This is a genomic window from Klebsiella sp. SYXHC3 (genome assembly GCF_057196925.1).
In genome coordinates this window covers 1,140,357-1,156,474 of the sequence record NZ_JBXUNG010000001.1, presented here as the reverse complement: position 1 = coordinate 1,156,474, position 16,118 = coordinate 1,140,357, and the positions used below count along the sequence as shown (strand labels likewise).

Below are 16,118 nucleotides of genomic sequence, written 5' to 3'. Positions count from 1 at the left end.
TGATTGGTTTTTTTATACTAATACTTAAAAGCATCATGAGTTATAGTAGTGAGAAAAATATCTCTATTCCGTACTCGACTCTTTTCGGTATTTTTACATATCTATGTATTATACTTGTGTCTGTTGTCAGTAATAATATTGTAGATAAATATCTATTAAAAGATATTCGGCCAGTTATAATGATTTTTACAGCTGTTTATTTCTCTGGGTTAGTGCTGAGGATTGATGGCTATAATAAAAATACAATATTTAAGATTTTGTTTGTAATGTTTATATTTAGCATTATTCATCTGATATTACCGAGACTTGGAGTATCAGTGTATAAAGATGAATATTATGAAGATAACTCTTATAGATATCTTGATGCATCAACTTACGTTGCAGCGATATACATTATCAATTATTTTACTAGCAACATGAAGAATGAATGTGGAAAATGGGCTAGATTATGTTTCTATGCAGCAATTCTTTGTGTGCTAGTTGGTAACTCCCGCTTTATGCTTTTGGCCATCTTCGCAAGTATAATCTTTGTTAGCGTTAAAGATGTAAAGAAAATGGCTATATACTCCCTATCCGCTATTCTTGTTGCTGGTCTTTTTTTGGGGGTGAGTGTTTATGTTGGTGCTGATAGGGTGGTAAATGGATTTTCAGGCGATGTACTGCTCTTCCAGATCACTAACAGATTTTCACCTGCTCTAAGTTTAATTGATAAAATGTCATGGTATAACTATATATTTGGATTGGGAGCTGGAACATATTTTGATATCCCGTGGTTTGCATACCGTGGTCTTGAGACCCAAAACATTTCCGTTGATAGCTTATATTTAACAATGTATGTTAAATATGGATTGTTTGGACTTATGCTTATTGCTTTATTTACAAAGGTTGCTGTTAATGGTCTTGAAGCAAACGTAAAAAAAGCAGTTATAATATTTTGTTTAATAATGTATTTTGTGTCAGCTATACCTTATCACCCTTATTCCTTAGGGATTATTGTTGGGGGAGCCGTTATGATATTACTTAACAGAAAAGAAGTTGTATAGGGTATATGCATATGCAAAATAATTCAATTTTATCGAGATTGTTAAAAGACTCAACCTGGAGTATGATTTCAACTTTTGCAAATAAGATTTCATTTGTTATTGTTGGAATTATTGTGGCTAGAATTTTAGGAGCAGAAAAGTTTGCTATATTTGCGATAATACAAAGCGTGGTAGTGATGCTCGCGAATGTTTTCTCTCAATCGATAACAACCGCCACCTCTAAGCATATAGCTGAATATATAGAATTTGATAAAAATAAGGTAGGCGCGGGAATCGTGGCAACATTAATTTTTTCTATGTTGTTCGCATCAACTATTTGTCTTTGCGCCAATTTTTTTCCTAATGAATTTTCTATATACTTGCTGTTTCATGAAGACTATTTGATATTTGTTAGCAGTACAGCTGGTATTATTGTTCTTACGATTGGATTGGGGTGGGTTCAGGGCGTTTTTTCCGGTTTTAGAAATTTTAAATTAAATGCAGCGATCAATTTGCTTTATGCAGGTATATCCGTACCATTTGCATATGTATTAACATCTAAATATGGTATTAGCGGAGCATTTTATAGCGTAATTATTAGCCAGTCAGTGACTCTTATTATAAGTATCCTTTTTATATTTTTTATACTTAAAAAAAATCATGTCAGATTTATTATTAAAAGTTCATGGCGAGAAAGAGGAGTTATTACCCATGTAGGGTTGCCAGTTTTCCTCACCGGCATTATTGTTGCTCCTATTACGTGGTATTCTAATAAGCTATTGTCAGTCCTTTCAGATGGTCTTAACCAACTTGCGGTTTTTGCTGCATCAATGCAATGGAGTTCTATTTTTACGCAAGTTTCTGTTGTGCTAGGTGCTGTTTTAATTCCTATGTTGGCTGCAAATAAAGATAAAAACAATGAGTTGCTAGATAGAATTAATTTCTATTCGAGTTGGCTTTTTACGGTAATATGCACAGTGCCTCTTATTATTTTTGTTGACTTGTTTGTAAGGATTTATGGGAAGTTTAATTTAACCTCTGACTTTAAAGTTAGCGTAATATTTGTATTATTTAGCGCAATTTTAACATCATTTAAGGGGGGGGTTGCTAGAAAAATAATTATATTAAATCTATCATGGTTCAGCGTGCTGAGCAATTTAGGATGGGCGTTTATATTTGTAGCGTTGACTTGGAAAACTAAAAAATATGGAGCTGTTGGAATTACTGGTGCGTTGTTTTTTTCACAGTTTATACATTTCATAATTACAATACCTTATTTTTTAAAAAGGAAGATTATTGACATATCCATGATTTTTAATATACATGTCTTAACTTTGATTTTTGTTCCCATGATTTCTATTTATGTAAGCTTTCGAATTGACAGCCTGATTCTTAAAGCTATAGCATGTGTTGTTATTATGGTTTTTTCAGTATTCAAATCTATAGATTTGATAAAAATAAGGAAGTAAATCGTTCATGAAAAAAAATAAAATATATATTCGTGGCGCGTATGCCCCTGGTAATATCGGTGATGATGTACTGATGTTGAGTGTTATAAATATAGTAAAGAAGGTAGTGCCGGAAAAATTTATTTCAGTAGGGGTTGAACACCCATCACTAGCAAGAAAATATAATTCTAATATTGACTGGATACATATAAAAAAACCTATCTCAGCGGATGTTGTTGTGTTTGGTGGGGGGGGGCAATTTTTTTCATTTAACCCACCTCCCGGAGTCAAATCGAGTTTAATTTCTAAAGTTATAAAATCTATAAAAGCCCAAGAAAATCTATTCACTGCGATAGAACGACTGAAGGTATCCTCGTGCGGCGGGTTAGATAAAATTTATATACCAAGGAAACTTGCTGCATTTTGTATTGGCTTAGGACCATTTGATAATCACGGCAAGGGATATCAGCGTGCAGTTGAAATAATAAATAAATGTGACTATGTTTCGGTTAGGGATGATAAAAGTAAAGCCTATTGTAAAATGCTTGGCAATGAGTCTGTTTCAGAATTTACTGATCCTACTTTATTATCTGACATTTGGTACCCTAATCAGATAAAAAAGCCATACTATTCTGACAAGGGGTATATCTCAATTGTATTAAGAGATTGGCCACATGATAAGAATGGGCAGGATTTTACTAAAGAGTTGATTAAATTTGGTAACTATTTGATTAATAATGGTGAAAAGGTTCGGTTCGTATCAGTGTATAAAGAACGTGAAGAGGACTTAATTGCAAAAAATGATAATATTGACTGGCTGGTTTGGGATGCAAGAAACTATTCGATAGTTGAATTCATGAATGAATTCGTTGGCAATAGTGAAGTTATCATCAGCTCTAGAGCGCATGGTGTACTGCTTCCTGCTTCTTTAGGTGTACCAACAATTGCTGTTGCAATTGAGAATAAACTGCTAAAAGTTCATGATATGATTTCGGACGGAAATATTATAGTGAAAATAGCGGAACATAAAGCTTTTGATGAAGCATTGATCTGTTTCAGGAAAGATAAAGAACAGTTAAGAGTTAATTTGGAACAAGAGATAACTAAAAATCATCAAAAGGTGAAAGATGCAATTGATGAATTTACAAAATGGCTTAAGGATAACGTTTGATCTTAACGTTATCTGCATAGCCTTATCTTTAATAATGCCTAGACAATCTTTAGCAGATGAGTTGGATTTTAAAAAATTAGGTCTTAACGATACTTTTAAACAAGATATTCTGAATATTGAAGGGATCCGGAATTATTATGTATTCGATGAAAAGGAAGGTGCGTTCAGAGTGTATTATCCAGCAGGTTCCTTTGATCCTCAATCGATGAAAAGTAAACATCTTCCATCTGGAGGGATGAATTTTAAATGGGCCCCGTTTTATAGTAGAAATAAGGAATGTGCTATTATACAGTATTCTGTTCGATTTCCTAAATCTTTTGATTTCGTTAAAGGGGGAAAGTTACCAGGTCTATATGGTGGAAATGGAAATACTGGAGGAAAAATACCAAACGGATATGATGGATTCAGTGTTCGTTTACTTTGGGTAGAGAATGGTATGGGCAAAGTTTATGCATATCTTCCTCAGGAAGACAAAAAACAGAAGTGGGGGGTTGGATTATCTGGCTTGCCATGGTTTTATCCTCGCGGAGAATGGCAAAATATAACTCTTAAAGTTAAGCTCAATACGGTTAATTTTCAAAATGGAATTGTGAAGTTATGGGTTAACAATAAATTAGTTATTGATAGGCGGGATGTTTTATTCAGAAAAACTCGTAATTTAAAAATCGACGGCGTCCTGTTTTCAACTTTTTATGGTGGCAATAATCCTAGTTTTGCGCCTAAGGAACTCCAGTATCTTGACTTCAAGGATATTAAAATATCGGATTGGTTCTCAAAGCAAATGAGATGCGAACATGATGAAACTGATTAAGTTGAATGCTAAAAAAGTGATTATAGGTTTTCTAAATGCTATCTTATCACTATCGACTTTTTTTGTGGTTAGGCGATTCTTGTTACGTGTTTTATTTAGAGCTATTGTGGGAAATAAGAGTACGGTTCATCGCAAAGTTAAAATATTTGATATCGGCAGTTTATCAATAGGTAAGCATTCAACGATTAACTATGGCTGCTTTCTGGATAATAGAGGTGGGTTAGATATTGGTGATAATGTTAATATCTCGCATTGCGTTAAAATTTATACAATGGGTCATGATTTAGATGATCCATTTGCAAAGCTTGTAAAAGGAAGAGTACAAATTGGGTCAAATTCATGGGTATTTCCTAATGTATTAATAATGCCAGGTGTTACTCTTGCTGAAGGAGCTGTCGTATATCCGGGAAGTGTAGTAACAAAAAACATTCCTAGTTATGAAGTTTGGGGGGGAAGTCCAGCCAAATTCATATGCCATAGAAAACGTGACATTAAATATGAAGCATCTTTTCCTGTATGGTTTGCCATTTAATATTTAAGAGGTGTCTGTGAGATCCGTTATGATTGCATGGGTTAGCTTTCAGCGAAGAGCTGATGTTATGAAAGAATTTTGGGAGTATAGCGATTATTATATTACTACTAAATTTAGACATAAATTATTAAAACCACTTGATTATCTTATAAAGATAATCAAGACCATAAATATATTAGCGCGTGAAAAACCAGATGTAGTGTGGATGCAATTACCTCCAACATTTATGGTTTTTGTTGGAATCGCTTACAAACGTTTAAGAAGGAACAGTGTTTTTTTGATTGGTGACTTTCATAATAGTGCATTAAGGCCAAAATGGTTTAATTTCCCATTTGTACGTTCTGCGCTTAATAGAATAGATATTCTTGTTGCTCATAATGAGCAGGTTAAAACTGAGTTGATATATAAAGGTATTAATAAAAAAAATGTTTTTGTTCTTGAAGATATGCCTTTCTCATACTCAACTGGGAATAGTGAATCTTTAAAGAACACTATTTTATTTCCTTGTTCATTTGATGTCGATGAACCCCTCGATGTCGTCCTTTGTGCTGCGAAAGAGCTTCCACATATAACTTTCAATATTACCGGAAACCATAATGGAAAAATTTCTCCCGATGTAATAAAACTAGCTCCTGACAATGTAATATTTACTGGATATTTAACCAAAAAGGCTTACGATGATTTGTTCTTATCTAGTAGCGTAATTTTGGGGTTGACCACACGTGATAATGTGCAACTAAGTGTTTCTAATGAAGCTTTAAGTGCTGATAAACCAATGGTTTTATCAGACACTACAACTCTTCGAAACCTATTTGGTGATGCTGCGATTTTTGTTGAATCCCTTGACGCTAAGTCTATAAGTATGGGCTGCGTTTATGCTGTTGAGCATACCCAAGAATTACATGTTAAAACTAAAATATTAAAATCAGAGCGTAAAAACAGATGGAAATATCAGGCTGAAAAGATCAAAAGAAAAATAACGGATTTCAACGCAATATAACGAGGTTATAAGATGGGACGGATTTTATTTGTTAGCTCTGGTGGTGGGCATTGGGTCCAGTTGACACGAATAATTAAAGAACTAAAACTGGAAAGGCATGAATTTCATATCGCCTCTACTTCTGATGGAATTAGATGTTTAGGGAAGGATGTAAAAACTATACCTGATTTCAATAAAAGCAAGCCATTCAAAATATTGATGGGTAGTATTATAATTCTTCTATATATTTTTAAGATCAGGCCTACACTAGCTATCTCAACAGGAGCAGCTCCTGGACTTTTATGTCTGCTTTTTACTAGACTATTAGGAGGAAAAACTATTTGGATTGATAGTATAGCAAATACTGAGAAGTTATCATTATCTGGAAGACTGGCACGATTTTTTAGTAATCAGGTCTTGACACAATGGGGCCATCTTGGCGATGGAAAAAAAATTAGTTACCACGGGCGGGTTATTTAATGATTTTTTGTAGTGTAGGCACTCAACTTCCTTTTTCTAGATTAGTGGATTATTTATATCGCTGGTCTGAATTTGTAAACAAACAGCAAAAGAGAATAGTTATACAATCCGGTGGTGAGGTTAATTCTAAAAAACTAGATAATATTTTAGTCAGAATGTTTGTCTCTGAGGAAGAATTTTCAAAGTACATTGATGAATGTTCGGTTTTTATTTCTCATGCGGGGATGGGGAATATAATTAGGGCTATTGAATTAAATAAACCGATAGTAATTGTTCCTCGACTTGGTTCATTAAATGAACATAGAAATGATCATCAAACTGATTCTGCGAACCGATTCTCTTCACTAAGTAATGTTTTTGTGGCAAATGATTTTGATTCTTTTTGTAAAGCCATTGAGTTAGCTAGCGGTTATTGTGACAACACAAGCAAAACTGCTTACCCTGAACGAGATAAATTAATAAAATATCTTAATTCACAAATATCCCTTCTGTAGTGTTGTAAGTTTTATTTCACTTTTGATATTAGCATTGTTAATTTTAGTTTTGTAACCTATGGCAGTTAAATAAATATTTTTCTCTTAAGTGATAAATGATATCGGTTTTGCTATAGATATGCATATAAAACAATATTTTGATAATGCTTGTTGATTATGGTGAAATATTTGATTAAACATATATCTACATTATGATTATTAATATGGCTTATTCAGTTAGGATGTACATATAGATTGATTTGAGGTTATACATGTCTATATCTAAAGGAAATTTCCATGTCTACTTTTAATCATCGCAATCGTTCAAATGCCAATGCCTCATTGATTTCAATGGCTCAACGCTTCTCGGATGTGATTATAATATTTTTCGGTTTGTATTTGGTTTGCATAATCAATTCTATAAACTTTGACTATCATCATATATTGATGCCATTATTAGCATTAGCAATATTTCAGATGATAGGAGGAATTACTGACTTTTATCGGTCGTGGCGTGGGGTTGCTTTTTCCACTGAATTTAATTTATTTCTTAAGAATTGGTCTTTTTGTTCTTTAATTACTTTGGGGCTTTTGTCTTTAGACTTATCTACTGAGATGAATTTTTATTTTTTTATCCAGTGGTATTTTTTTGTTAGTATCGGATTCCTTGCATGTCGTTTATCTATTCGTTTACTTGCAGGCATTCTTCGTAAACTTGGTTATAATACCCGAAGAGTGGCTGTTGTTGGATCTTTACCCGCAGGCGTTAATTTACTTAAAGGCTTTATTGAGGCACCTTGGCTCGGCTTTGTTGTCAGTGGTATATATGATGATGAACCACGAAGTGACATTGATTATGCAAATATTCCATATGCTGGAACTACGGAAGAGTTAATTATAAATGCACGAGATGGTAAAATTGACCGCATTTATATTGCGATGAGCATGAAAGATGAGGTGAAAATAAATAATATTGTTAGTCAATTAGCTGATACTACGTGTTCGGTTCTTTTAATTCCTGACGTTTTCACCTTTAACATTCTTCAGTCAAGGACAGAGGAGATTAATGGTTTGCCAGTTGTTCCTCTATTTGATTCTCCTTTGAATGGCATCAATATGGTATTCAAACGGCTTGAGGATATTTTGGTTTCTTCGATTATTTTGTTATTCATTTCGCCAATTCTTTTAATAATTTCATTGGCAGTAAAATTAAGCTCCAATGGTCCGGTTATATTTAAACAAATTAGATATGGTATGGATGGCAAACCTATCCAAGTCTGGAAGTTTCGCTCTATGACTGTAATGGAGAATGATGATAAGGTAGTTCAGGCAACTAAGAATGATATCCGGGTTACCAAAGTTGGCAAGTTTTTGCGGAGCACATCTCTTGATGAACTCCCTCAGTTTTTCAATGTGTTGTTTGGGCAAATGTCTGTTGTAGGACCAAGACCGCACGCTGTTTCCCATAATGAACAGTACCGTACCTTGATTCAGGGATATATGCTTCGACACAAAGTTAAACCTGGTATTACAGGATTGGCGCAAATAAATGGCTGGCGTGGTGAAACTGATACACTTGAAAAGATGGAAAAAAGAGTTGAGTATGACTTGTTATACATCCGTGGATGGAGTATTTGGCTAGATCTTAAAATAATTTTTCTAACTATTTTTAAGGGTTTTATAAATAAATCTGCATATTAGCTTTTGATTTTATATTCCACGTTGTTCATTTCTAGTTCTATAGGGTTATATTTTATGCCAACTAATCAATTTTCGCTATGAGGACCCTATGCTTTGAGCTAACATTATCATCACATTTAAGCTGTGCATATGTCGCAGTGACCACACCTGACAGGAGTATGTAATGTCCAAGCAACAGATCGGGGTTGTCGGTATGGCAGTGATGGGGCGCAACCTTGCGCTAAACATCGAAAGCCGCGGTTATACCGTCTCCATTTTCAACCGCTCACGTGAAAAGACTGAAGAAGTGATTGCCGAAAATCCCGGCAAGAAACTAGTTCCTTACTACACAGTACAAGAGTTCGTTGAATCCCTCGAAACGCCACGCCGTATCCTGTTGATGGTTAAGGCTGGAGCTGGCACTGACAGCGCTATTGATTCGCTGAAGCCTTATCTTGATAAAGGCGACATCATTATCGACGGTGGTAACACATTCTTCCAGGACACCATCCGTCGTAACCGTGAGCTGTCTGCTGAAGGTTTTAACTTCATTGGTACTGGCGTTTCCGGTGGTGAAGAGGGGGCTCTTAAAGGACCTTCCATCATGCCTGGTGGCCAGAAAGAAGCCTATGAACTGGTTGCTCCGATACTGAAGCAGATTGCTGCGGTTGCTGAGGATGGCGAACCTTGTGTCACTTATATCGGGGCTGACGGTTCTGGCCATTATGTGAAAATGGTTCATAACGGCATCGAGTATGGCGATATGCAACTGATTGCAGAAGCCTATGCGCTGCTGAAAGGTGGTCTGGTGCTGTCCAATGAAGAGCTAGCGCAAACCTTCACCGAATGGAACGAAGGTGAGCTGAGTAGCTACCTAATCGACATCACTAAAGATATTTTCACCAAGAAAGATGATGAGGGTAAATATCTCGTCGATGTTATTCTTGATGAAGCTGCGAACAAGGGGACCGGTAAGTGGACCAGTCAGAGCTCTCTGGATCTAGGCGAACCTCTGTCTCTGATCACGGAGTCCGTGTTTGCTCGTTATATCTCTTCTCTTAAAGACCAGCGTGTAGCGGCATCGAAAGTGCTGAGCGGCCCGCATGCTCAGCCGGCTGGTGATAAAGCGGAATTTATCGAGAAAGTGCGTCGCGCGTTGTACCTCGGTAAGATTGTCTCCTATGCTCAGGGCTTCTCGCAGTTACGTGCCGCCTCTGATGAATATCACTGGGATCTCAACTACGGCGAGATCGCTAAGATTTTCCGTGCTGGTTGTATCATTCGTGCGCAGTTCCTGCAGAAAATCACCGATGCTTACGAGCAAAATGCCGGGATTGCTAACCTGCTGCTGGCGCCATACTTTAAACAGGTTGCTGATGATTATCAGCAGGCTCTCCGTGATGTGGTTGCTTATGCTGTGCAGAATGGTATTCCAGTACCGACCTTCTCTGCAGCAATTGCCTACTACGATAGCTATCGCTCCGCAGTTCTGCCAGCTAATCTGATTCAGGCTCAGCGTGATTACTTTGGTGCTCACACCTACAAGCGTACAGACAAAGAAGGTATTTTCCATACTGAATGGTTGGAATAATATTATCTGTCATAGTCAGGCCATTTGGCCTGACTGCTTTAAATATATCTTCTATTTTATTAATTGACTAAAATATTCCCTTCTAAAAATATATCTAATCTTTAATTTTAAATAATTACCATACTTATTAACTCATACGCCTATATCAGTCTGCTTCTGGCCTCAGTAATTTACTGAGCGTTAAATAACTGAGCTTTAACTAAAGGATATTAATATGTTACTTCCGGTGATAATGGCTGGTGGTACCGGCAGTCGTCTCTGGCCGATGTCACGTGAGCTTTATCCGAAACAGTTCCTCCGCCTGTTTGGGCAGAACTCTATGTTGCAAGAAACCATCACCCGACTCTCGGGCCTTGAAATTCATGAGCCGATGGTTATCTGTAACGAAGAGCATCGCTTCCTGGTGGCAGAACAGTTGCGCCAGCTGAACAAACTGACGAATAACATCATCCTTGAGCCCGTCGGTCGCAATACCGCCCCGGCCATCGCGCTCGCGGCTCTTCAGGCTATGCGTAATGGTGACGACCCGTTGATGCTGGTGCTGGCGGCTGACCATATCATCAATAACCAATCGGTTTTCCACGATGCTATCCGTGTTGCCGAACAGTATGCCGATGCAGGCCATCTGGTAACTTTCGGCATTGTACCGAATGCGCCTGAAACCGGTTACGGCTATATCCAACGTGGTACGGCGCTAAATGAAGGTGAGCATACGCCTTACCAGGTTGCCCGTTTTGTGGAAAAGCCTGACATGGAGCGTGCTCAGGCTTATCTTGCCTCTGGTGAATACTACTGGAATAGCGGCATGTTTATGTTCCGGGCGAAAAAGTATATCTCTGAGTTGGCCAAGTTTCGTCCGGATATCCTGGAAGCCTGCCAGGCTGCTGTGAGTGCAGCCGACAACGGCAGTGATTTCATTAACATCCCGCATGACATTTTCTGCGAATGTCCTGATGAGTCAGTTGACTACGCGGTGATGGAGAAAACTGCCGACGCGGTGGTGGTCGGTCTCGATGCCGACTGGAGCGACGTCGGCTCGTGGTCCGCCCTGTGGGACGTCAGTCCAAAAGATGAACAGGGTAACGTACTTAGCGGCGACGCGTGGGTGCACAACAGTCAGAACTGCTACATCAACAGTGATGAAAAACTGGTAGCCGCTATTGGTGTGGAGAATCTGGTGATTGTCAGTACCAAGGACGCGGTGCTGGTGATGAACCGCGATCGCTCTCAGGACGTTAAGAAGGCTGTTGAATTCCTGAAAGAAAACCAGCGCAGCGAGTACAAGCGACACCGCGAGATTTACCGTCCCTGGGGCCGCTCCGACGTTGTGGTCCAAACACCCCGTTTTAACGTTAATCGCATCACAGTGAAACCGGGCGGCGCCTTCTCGATGCAGATGCACCACCACCGCGCCGAGCACTGGGTGATCCTCGCCGGTACCGGGCAGGTGACGGTTAACGGCAAGCAGTTCCTGCTGACCGAGAACCAGTCCACCTTTATTCCCATCGGCGCTGAGCATTGCCTGGAGAATCCGGGCCGCATTCCGCTGGAAGTACTGGAGATCCAGTCGGGGTCTTACCTCGGTGAGGACGACATTATCCGTATTAAAGATCAGTATGGTCGTTGCTAATTTTTTTCGGGACAAGATGCAGAATGACACAGTTAACATGCTTTAAGGCTTATGACATCCGTGGTGAGCTTGGTGATGAGCTAAACGAGGACATTGCCTACCGTATCGGCCGCGCCTACGGCGAATTTCTGAAACCCGGGAAGATAGTGGTGGGGGGCGATGTGCGCCTCACCAGCGAGTCGCTGAAGTTGGCGCTGGCCCGAGGGCTGATGGACGCCGGCACCGATGTGCTGGATATCGGTCTGAGCGGTACCGAAGAGATCTACTTTGCCACCTTCCACCTCGGGGTGGACGGCGGTATCGAGGTGACGGCGAGCCACAACCCGATGAACTACAACGGTATGAAACTGGTGCGCGAGAACGCGAAGCCCATCAGCGGCGATACCGGGCTGCGCGATATTCAGTGCCTGGCGGAGGAAAACCAGTTCCCGCCGGTGGACCCGGCACGTCGCGGGACCCTGCGCCAGATTTCGGTGCTGAAGGAGTACGTTGACCACCTGATGGGTTACGTGGACCTGGCGAACTTCACCCGTCCGCTGAAGCTGGTGGTGAACTCCGGCAACGGGGCGGCGGGGCATGTGATTGATGAGGTGGAGAAACGCTTCGCGGCGGCCGGGGCGCCAGTGACCTTTATCAAGGTGCATCACCAGCCGGACGGCCATTTCCCGAACGGTATCCCGAATCCGCTGCTGCCGGAGTGCCGTCAGGACACCGCCGACGCAGTGCGCGCGCATCAGGCGGATATGGGGATTGCCTTTGACGGCGACTTCGACCGCTGCTTCCTGTTCGATGACGAGGGGGCGTTTATTGAGGGGTACTACATTGTCGGCCTGCTTGCGGAAGCGTTCCTGCAGAAGCAGCCGGGGGCGAAAATCATTCACGACCCGCGCCTGACGTGGAACACGGTGGACATCGTGACCCGTAGCGGCGGCCAGCCGGTGATGTCGAAGACCGGGCATGCGTTCATCAAAGAGCGGATGCGCCAGGAAGACGCCATCTACGGCGGTGAGATGAGTGCGCACCACTACTTCCGCGACTTCGCCTACTGCGACAGCGGGATGATCCCGTGGCTGCTGGTGGCGGAGCTGCTGTGCCTGAAGAACAGTTCGCTGAAATCGCTGGTAGCGGACCGCCAGGCGGCGTACCCGGCGTCGGGGGAGATCAACCGCAAGCTGGGGAATGCGGCGGAAGCGATCGCCCGCATCCGGGCGCAGTATGAGCCGGCGGCCATCGACATCGACACAACGGACGGGATCAGTATTGAATATCCTGAGTGGCGCTTTAACCTGCGCACGTCCAACACGGAGCCGGTGGTGCGTCTGAACGTTGAGTCCAGAGCAGATGACACGTTAATGAAGGTAAAAACTGAAGAGATCTTAGCACTACTCAAATAATGCGCGAGCTGTGATAGAAGCCATAAGGTTAGACTTTTAATGTATTATTGACCTTATGGCTTATTCTTGACATCCCTCTGGTCAGAGCGTAAAACCGCCAACAGCATTTTTAATTTTGTGGCTTTCCGCCATTATCCAGTTAACTTATTTAAGTGTGATCGAATGAAAATTACTATTTCCGGTACAGGTTATGTTGGTCTTTCGAACGGTATCCTGATCGCTCAGCACCACGAAGTGGTCGCATTAGATATCGTACAAGCTAAAGTTGATATGCTTAACCAGAAGATCTCCCCGATTGTTGATAAAGAAATCCAGGAGTATCTTACAGATAAACCACTTAACTTCCGCGCCACTACGGATAAGTATGATGCTTATCGTGATGCTGATTATGTCATTATCGCTACCCCGACCGACTATGATCCCAAGACAAACTATTTCAATACGTCTACTGTCGAAGCCGTCATTCGTGATGTCACTGAGATTAATCCTCAAGCGGTAATGATTATAAAATCAACAATACCGGTTGGTTTTACTCGCGACATCAAGGAGCGTTTTGGTATCGACAACGTCATATTCTCTCCGGAGTTTTTGCGGGAGGGGAGGGCTCTATATGACAATCTGCATCCGTCGCGCATTGTTATCGGTGAGCGCTCTGCACGTGCCGAGCGTTTCGCTGAACTCTTAAAAGAAGGGGCGATCAAGCAGGAAATTCCGACTCTGTTTACCGACTCCACGGAAGCTGAAGCGATCAAACTGTTCGCTAACACATACCTGGCGCTGCGGGTGGCCTATTTCAATGAGCTTGACAGCTATGCTGAAAGTCAGGGGCTGAATAGCAAACAGATCATTGAAGGGGTTTGCCTGGATCCACGTATCGGTAACCACTACAACAATCCGTCCTTTGGCTATGGTGGTTACTGCTTACCGAAAGATACCAAGCAGCTGTTGGCGAACTATGAGTCCGTACCGAACAATATTATTTCTGCAATTGTCGATGCCAACCGTACTCGTAAAGATTTCATTGCTGATTCTATTCTGGCTCGGAAACCAAAAGTTGTCGGTGTATACCGCTTAATTATGAAGAGTGGTTCTGATAACTTCCGGGCATCTTCCATCCAGGGAATCATGAAACGAATTAAAGCTAAAGGGATTCCTGTTATTATTTATGAACCTGTGATGAAAGAAGAAGATTTCTTTAATTCGCGGGTAGTACGTGATCTGGATGCTTTCAAACAAGAAGCCGATGTCATCATCTCTAACCGAATGGCCGATGAGTTGATGGATGTACAAGACAAAGTGTATACTCGTGATCTCTTTGGTAATGACTGATTAACCTTCTTTAAGATGGTAGAACGCTCAATGGTACAACTTAGCGTTCTGCCATCACATCCTCTTCCTTTGTGACCTTTCCTGTGTCCTCCTGGCAACAATCCTGAATTGCAAAAAGAAATGAGTAGTAATGTCGAAAAGTTCTGCTGAACGACATCGAAATAGCATAATTCGCGGCATTCTGACTAAAAAATTACATGCTTGCTATCTGCAAAGAATTTAAGGAAGGGCAATGAAGGCCAAATGAATATTGCATGAATCATTCTTATGTAACAAAGCCGCTAATTGAATAGAGCGACTTTGTTACTGAAACGGTCCTCAGGATTTATAGTAAGCTTTATACCACTCGACAAAGTTCTTCACGCCTTCCTTTACTGATGTTTGCGGTTTAAAGCCAACCAGATCATACAGCGGCTGCGTTTCAGCGCTTGTCTCCAGTACATCGCCCGGTTGCATTGGCATCATATTTTTCTTCGCTTCCATTCCCATAGCCTCTTCCAGGGCAGTAATGTAATCCATTAACTCGACCGGCGAACTATTCCCAATGTTATATACGCGGTAAGGTGCTGAGCTGGTTGCCGGTGAGCCAGCTTCAACCGTCCAGTTTGGATCTGGCTGCGGAATGACATCCTGAATACGAACAATAGCTTCGACGATGTCATCAATATAGGTGAAGTCTCGCTTCATTTTTCCGTAGTTGTAGACGTCGATACTTTGACCTTCGAGCATGGCTTTCGTAAATTTGAACAATGCCATGTCCGGGCGCCCCCAGGGACCATAGACGGTAAAGAAACGTAGCCCGGTTGTCGGAATACCATACAGGTGCGCATAAGTATGTGCCATCAACTCGTTGGCTTTTTTAGTCGCCGCGTACAGCGATACCGGATGATCCACCGAGTCGTCAGTTGAGAACGGCATCTTACGATTTAAGCCATAAACAGAACTGGATGATGCGTAGACCAGATGCTCAACTTTAGTATGACGACAACCTTCGAGGATATTCAGGAACCCCATCAGATTAGCGTCAGCATAGGCATGTGGGTTTTCCAGCGAATAACGTACCCCTGCTTGCGCAGCGAGGTGAATGACTCGATTAAACTTCTCTGACGCAAAAAGTTGCTCCATGTTTACCCGGTCAGCGAGATCAATTTTATAAAAACTGAACAAAGGTGTTTTCAGGAGATCCAGACGCGCTTGTTTGAGGCTAACATCGTAATAGTCATTCATGTTGTCGATGCCAACAACCTCATGACCAGACTCCAGCAGGCGCTGACATACATGGAAGCCGATGAAGCCTGCAGCTCCAGTGACTAAAAATTTCATTCATATCCTCCAGGAACGTTATGTCCCACTACTTATAAGCACCTATTGTACACAGGGCGGATGCATGGATCACCTTGTTTACTTGATGCTTAGGAAAGGGCCTGGAGGAAAAACGTTAAAAGCCAAACATCAGGGGATTGTGGTCTTATATGAGAGTGAAAATCACTCACATTGGTGTACGTATGTATTTAGTTGTAGCTGGATGTTTAAATAGAGTTGGACATAACGGTAGTAAGCATCTCCTTTACCTGTTGA

General features: G+C 41.0%; 14 protein-coding genes. 13 read left to right on the top strand and 1 reads right to left on the bottom strand.

Translation table 11 applies throughout. The features are described from left to right. Positions 1–116 precede the first annotated feature (116 nt). The 13 genes from AC2CGP_RS05715 to ugd all read left to right on the top strand — a co-directional run bounded on the left by AC2CGP_RS05715 (position 117) and on the right by ugd (position 14,540). A complete protein-coding gene (locus AC2CGP_RS05715; protein ID WP_130944574.1) occupies positions 117–1,043 on the top strand; it encodes a DUF6369 family protein in 927 nt (308 codons plus the stop codon). 11 nt (positions 1,044–1,054) lie between these two features. Then, positions 1,055–2,491 carry an oligosaccharide flippase family protein gene (locus tag AC2CGP_RS05710; protein WP_475702485.1) on the top strand — a complete coding sequence of 479 codons (1,437 nt, stop codon included), beginning with the start codon at positions 1,055–1,057 and terminating at the stop codon, positions 2,489–2,491. 7 nt (positions 2,492–2,498) lie between these two features. After that, positions 2,499–3,641 (top strand): polysaccharide pyruvyl transferase family protein, encoded by a 1,143-nt coding sequence (locus AC2CGP_RS05705; protein WP_475702486.1) that lies wholly within the window; start codon positions 2,499–2,501, stop codon positions 3,639–3,641. Then, positions 3,598–4,452, top strand: coding sequence for a polysaccharide lyase (locus tag AC2CGP_RS05700; RefSeq protein WP_475702487.1), 855 nt, complete (start codon positions 3,598–3,600; stop codon positions 4,450–4,452). The genes AC2CGP_RS05705 and AC2CGP_RS05700 overlap by 44 nt, the downstream gene beginning before the upstream one ends. Beyond that, positions 4,436–4,984: an acyltransferase gene (locus AC2CGP_RS05695; RefSeq protein WP_077258622.1), complete on the top strand. Its 549-nt coding sequence runs from the start codon at positions 4,436–4,438 to the stop codon at positions 4,982–4,984. The genes AC2CGP_RS05700 and AC2CGP_RS05695 overlap by 17 nt, the downstream gene beginning before the upstream one ends. A gap of 67 nt (positions 4,985–5,051) precedes the next feature. Continuing rightward, positions 5,052–5,984, top strand: coding sequence for a glycosyltransferase family protein (locus AC2CGP_RS05690; RefSeq protein ID WP_475702488.1), 933 nt, complete (start codon positions 5,052–5,054; stop codon positions 5,982–5,984). A 12-nt stretch (positions 5,985–5,996) separates the two neighbouring features. Continuing rightward, entirely contained in the window at positions 5,997–6,443 is a 447-nt protein-coding gene (locus tag AC2CGP_RS05685; RefSeq protein ID WP_475702489.1) for a hypothetical protein, read from the top strand. Further along, the gene (locus AC2CGP_RS05680; RefSeq protein WP_475702490.1) at positions 6,443–6,937 is read left to right on the top strand and encodes a glycosyltransferase; all 495 of its coding nucleotides are present in this window, start codon (positions 6,443–6,445) and stop codon (positions 6,935–6,937) included. Before AC2CGP_RS05685 ends, AC2CGP_RS05680 begins: the two co-directional genes overlap by 1 nt. Positions 6,938–7,213: 276 nt before the next feature. Next, entirely contained in the window at positions 7,214–8,617 is a 1,404-nt protein-coding gene (gene wcaJ / locus AC2CGP_RS05675; protein ID WP_475702491.1) for an undecaprenyl-phosphate glucose phosphotransferase, read from the top strand. A 163-nt stretch (positions 8,618–8,780) separates the two neighbouring features. After that, positions 8,781–10,187 (top strand): NADP-dependent phosphogluconate dehydrogenase, encoded by a 1,407-nt coding sequence (gene gndA / locus AC2CGP_RS05670; RefSeq protein WP_475702492.1) that lies wholly within the window; start codon positions 8,781–8,783, stop codon positions 10,185–10,187. 214 nt (positions 10,188–10,401) lie between these two features. Further along, positions 10,402–11,817: a mannose-1-phosphate guanylyltransferase/mannose-6-phosphate isomerase gene (locus AC2CGP_RS05665; RefSeq protein ID WP_475702493.1), complete on the top strand. Its 1,416-nt coding sequence runs from the start codon at positions 10,402–10,404 to the stop codon at positions 11,815–11,817. 23 nt (positions 11,818–11,840) lie between these two features. Next, on the top strand, positions 11,841–13,211 hold the full coding sequence (rfbK, locus tag AC2CGP_RS05660) for an O9 family phosphomannomutase RfbK (protein WP_484502292.1): 1,371 nt from the start codon (positions 11,841–11,843) through the stop codon (positions 13,209–13,211). A 162-nt stretch (positions 13,212–13,373) separates the two neighbouring features. Then, on the top strand, positions 13,374–14,540 hold the full coding sequence (gene ugd, locus AC2CGP_RS05655) for a UDP-glucose 6-dehydrogenase (RefSeq protein ID WP_045361590.1): 1,167 nt from the start codon (positions 13,374–13,376) through the stop codon (positions 14,538–14,540). A gap of 318 nt (positions 14,541–14,858) precedes the next feature. Here the strand turns inward: ugd and AC2CGP_RS05650 are convergent, their stop codons facing one another. After that, on the bottom strand, positions 14,859–15,863 hold the full coding sequence (locus AC2CGP_RS05650) for an NAD-dependent epimerase (protein WP_045361515.1): 1,005 nt from the start codon (positions 15,861–15,863) through the stop codon (positions 14,859–14,861). Between the last annotated feature and the right edge of the window lie 255 nt (positions 15,864–16,118).

Coding starts and splice junctions, on each gene's coding strand:
- AC2CGP_RS05710 (WP_475702485.1), top strand. CDS start 1,055: ATGCAAAATAATTCAATTTTATCGAGATTGTTAAAAGACTCAACCTGG.
- AC2CGP_RS05705 (WP_475702486.1), top strand. CDS start 2,499: ATGAAAAAAAATAAAATATATATTCGTGGCGCGTATGCCCCTGGTAAT.
- AC2CGP_RS05700 (WP_475702487.1), top strand. CDS start 3,598: ATGCAATTGATGAATTTACAAAATGGCTTAAGGATAACGTTTGATCTT.
- AC2CGP_RS05695 (WP_077258622.1), top strand. CDS start 4,436: ATGATGAAACTGATTAAGTTGAATGCTAAAAAAGTGATTATAGGTTTT.
- AC2CGP_RS05690 (WP_475702488.1), top strand. CDS start 5,052: ATGAAAGAATTTTGGGAGTATAGCGATTATTATATTACTACTAAATTT.
- AC2CGP_RS05685 (WP_475702489.1), top strand. CDS start 5,997: ATGGGACGGATTTTATTTGTTAGCTCTGGTGGTGGGCATTGGGTCCAG.
- AC2CGP_RS05680 (WP_475702490.1), top strand. CDS start 6,443: ATGATTTTTTGTAGTGTAGGCACTCAACTTCCTTTTTCTAGATTAGTG.
- wcaJ (WP_475702491.1), top strand. CDS start 7,214: ATGTCTACTTTTAATCATCGCAATCGTTCAAATGCCAATGCCTCATTG.
- gndA (WP_475702492.1), top strand. CDS start 8,781: ATGTCCAAGCAACAGATCGGGGTTGTCGGTATGGCAGTGATGGGGCGC.
- AC2CGP_RS05665 (WP_475702493.1), top strand. CDS start 10,402: ATGTTACTTCCGGTGATAATGGCTGGTGGTACCGGCAGTCGTCTCTGG.
- rfbK (WP_484502292.1), top strand. CDS start 11,841: ATGACACAGTTAACATGCTTTAAGGCTTATGACATCCGTGGTGAGCTT.
- ugd (WP_045361590.1), top strand. CDS start 13,374: ATGAAAATTACTATTTCCGGTACAGGTTATGTTGGTCTTTCGAACGGT.
- AC2CGP_RS05650 (WP_045361515.1), bottom strand. CDS start 15,863: ATGAAATTTTTAGTCACTGGAGCTGCAGGCTTCATCGGCTTCCATGTA.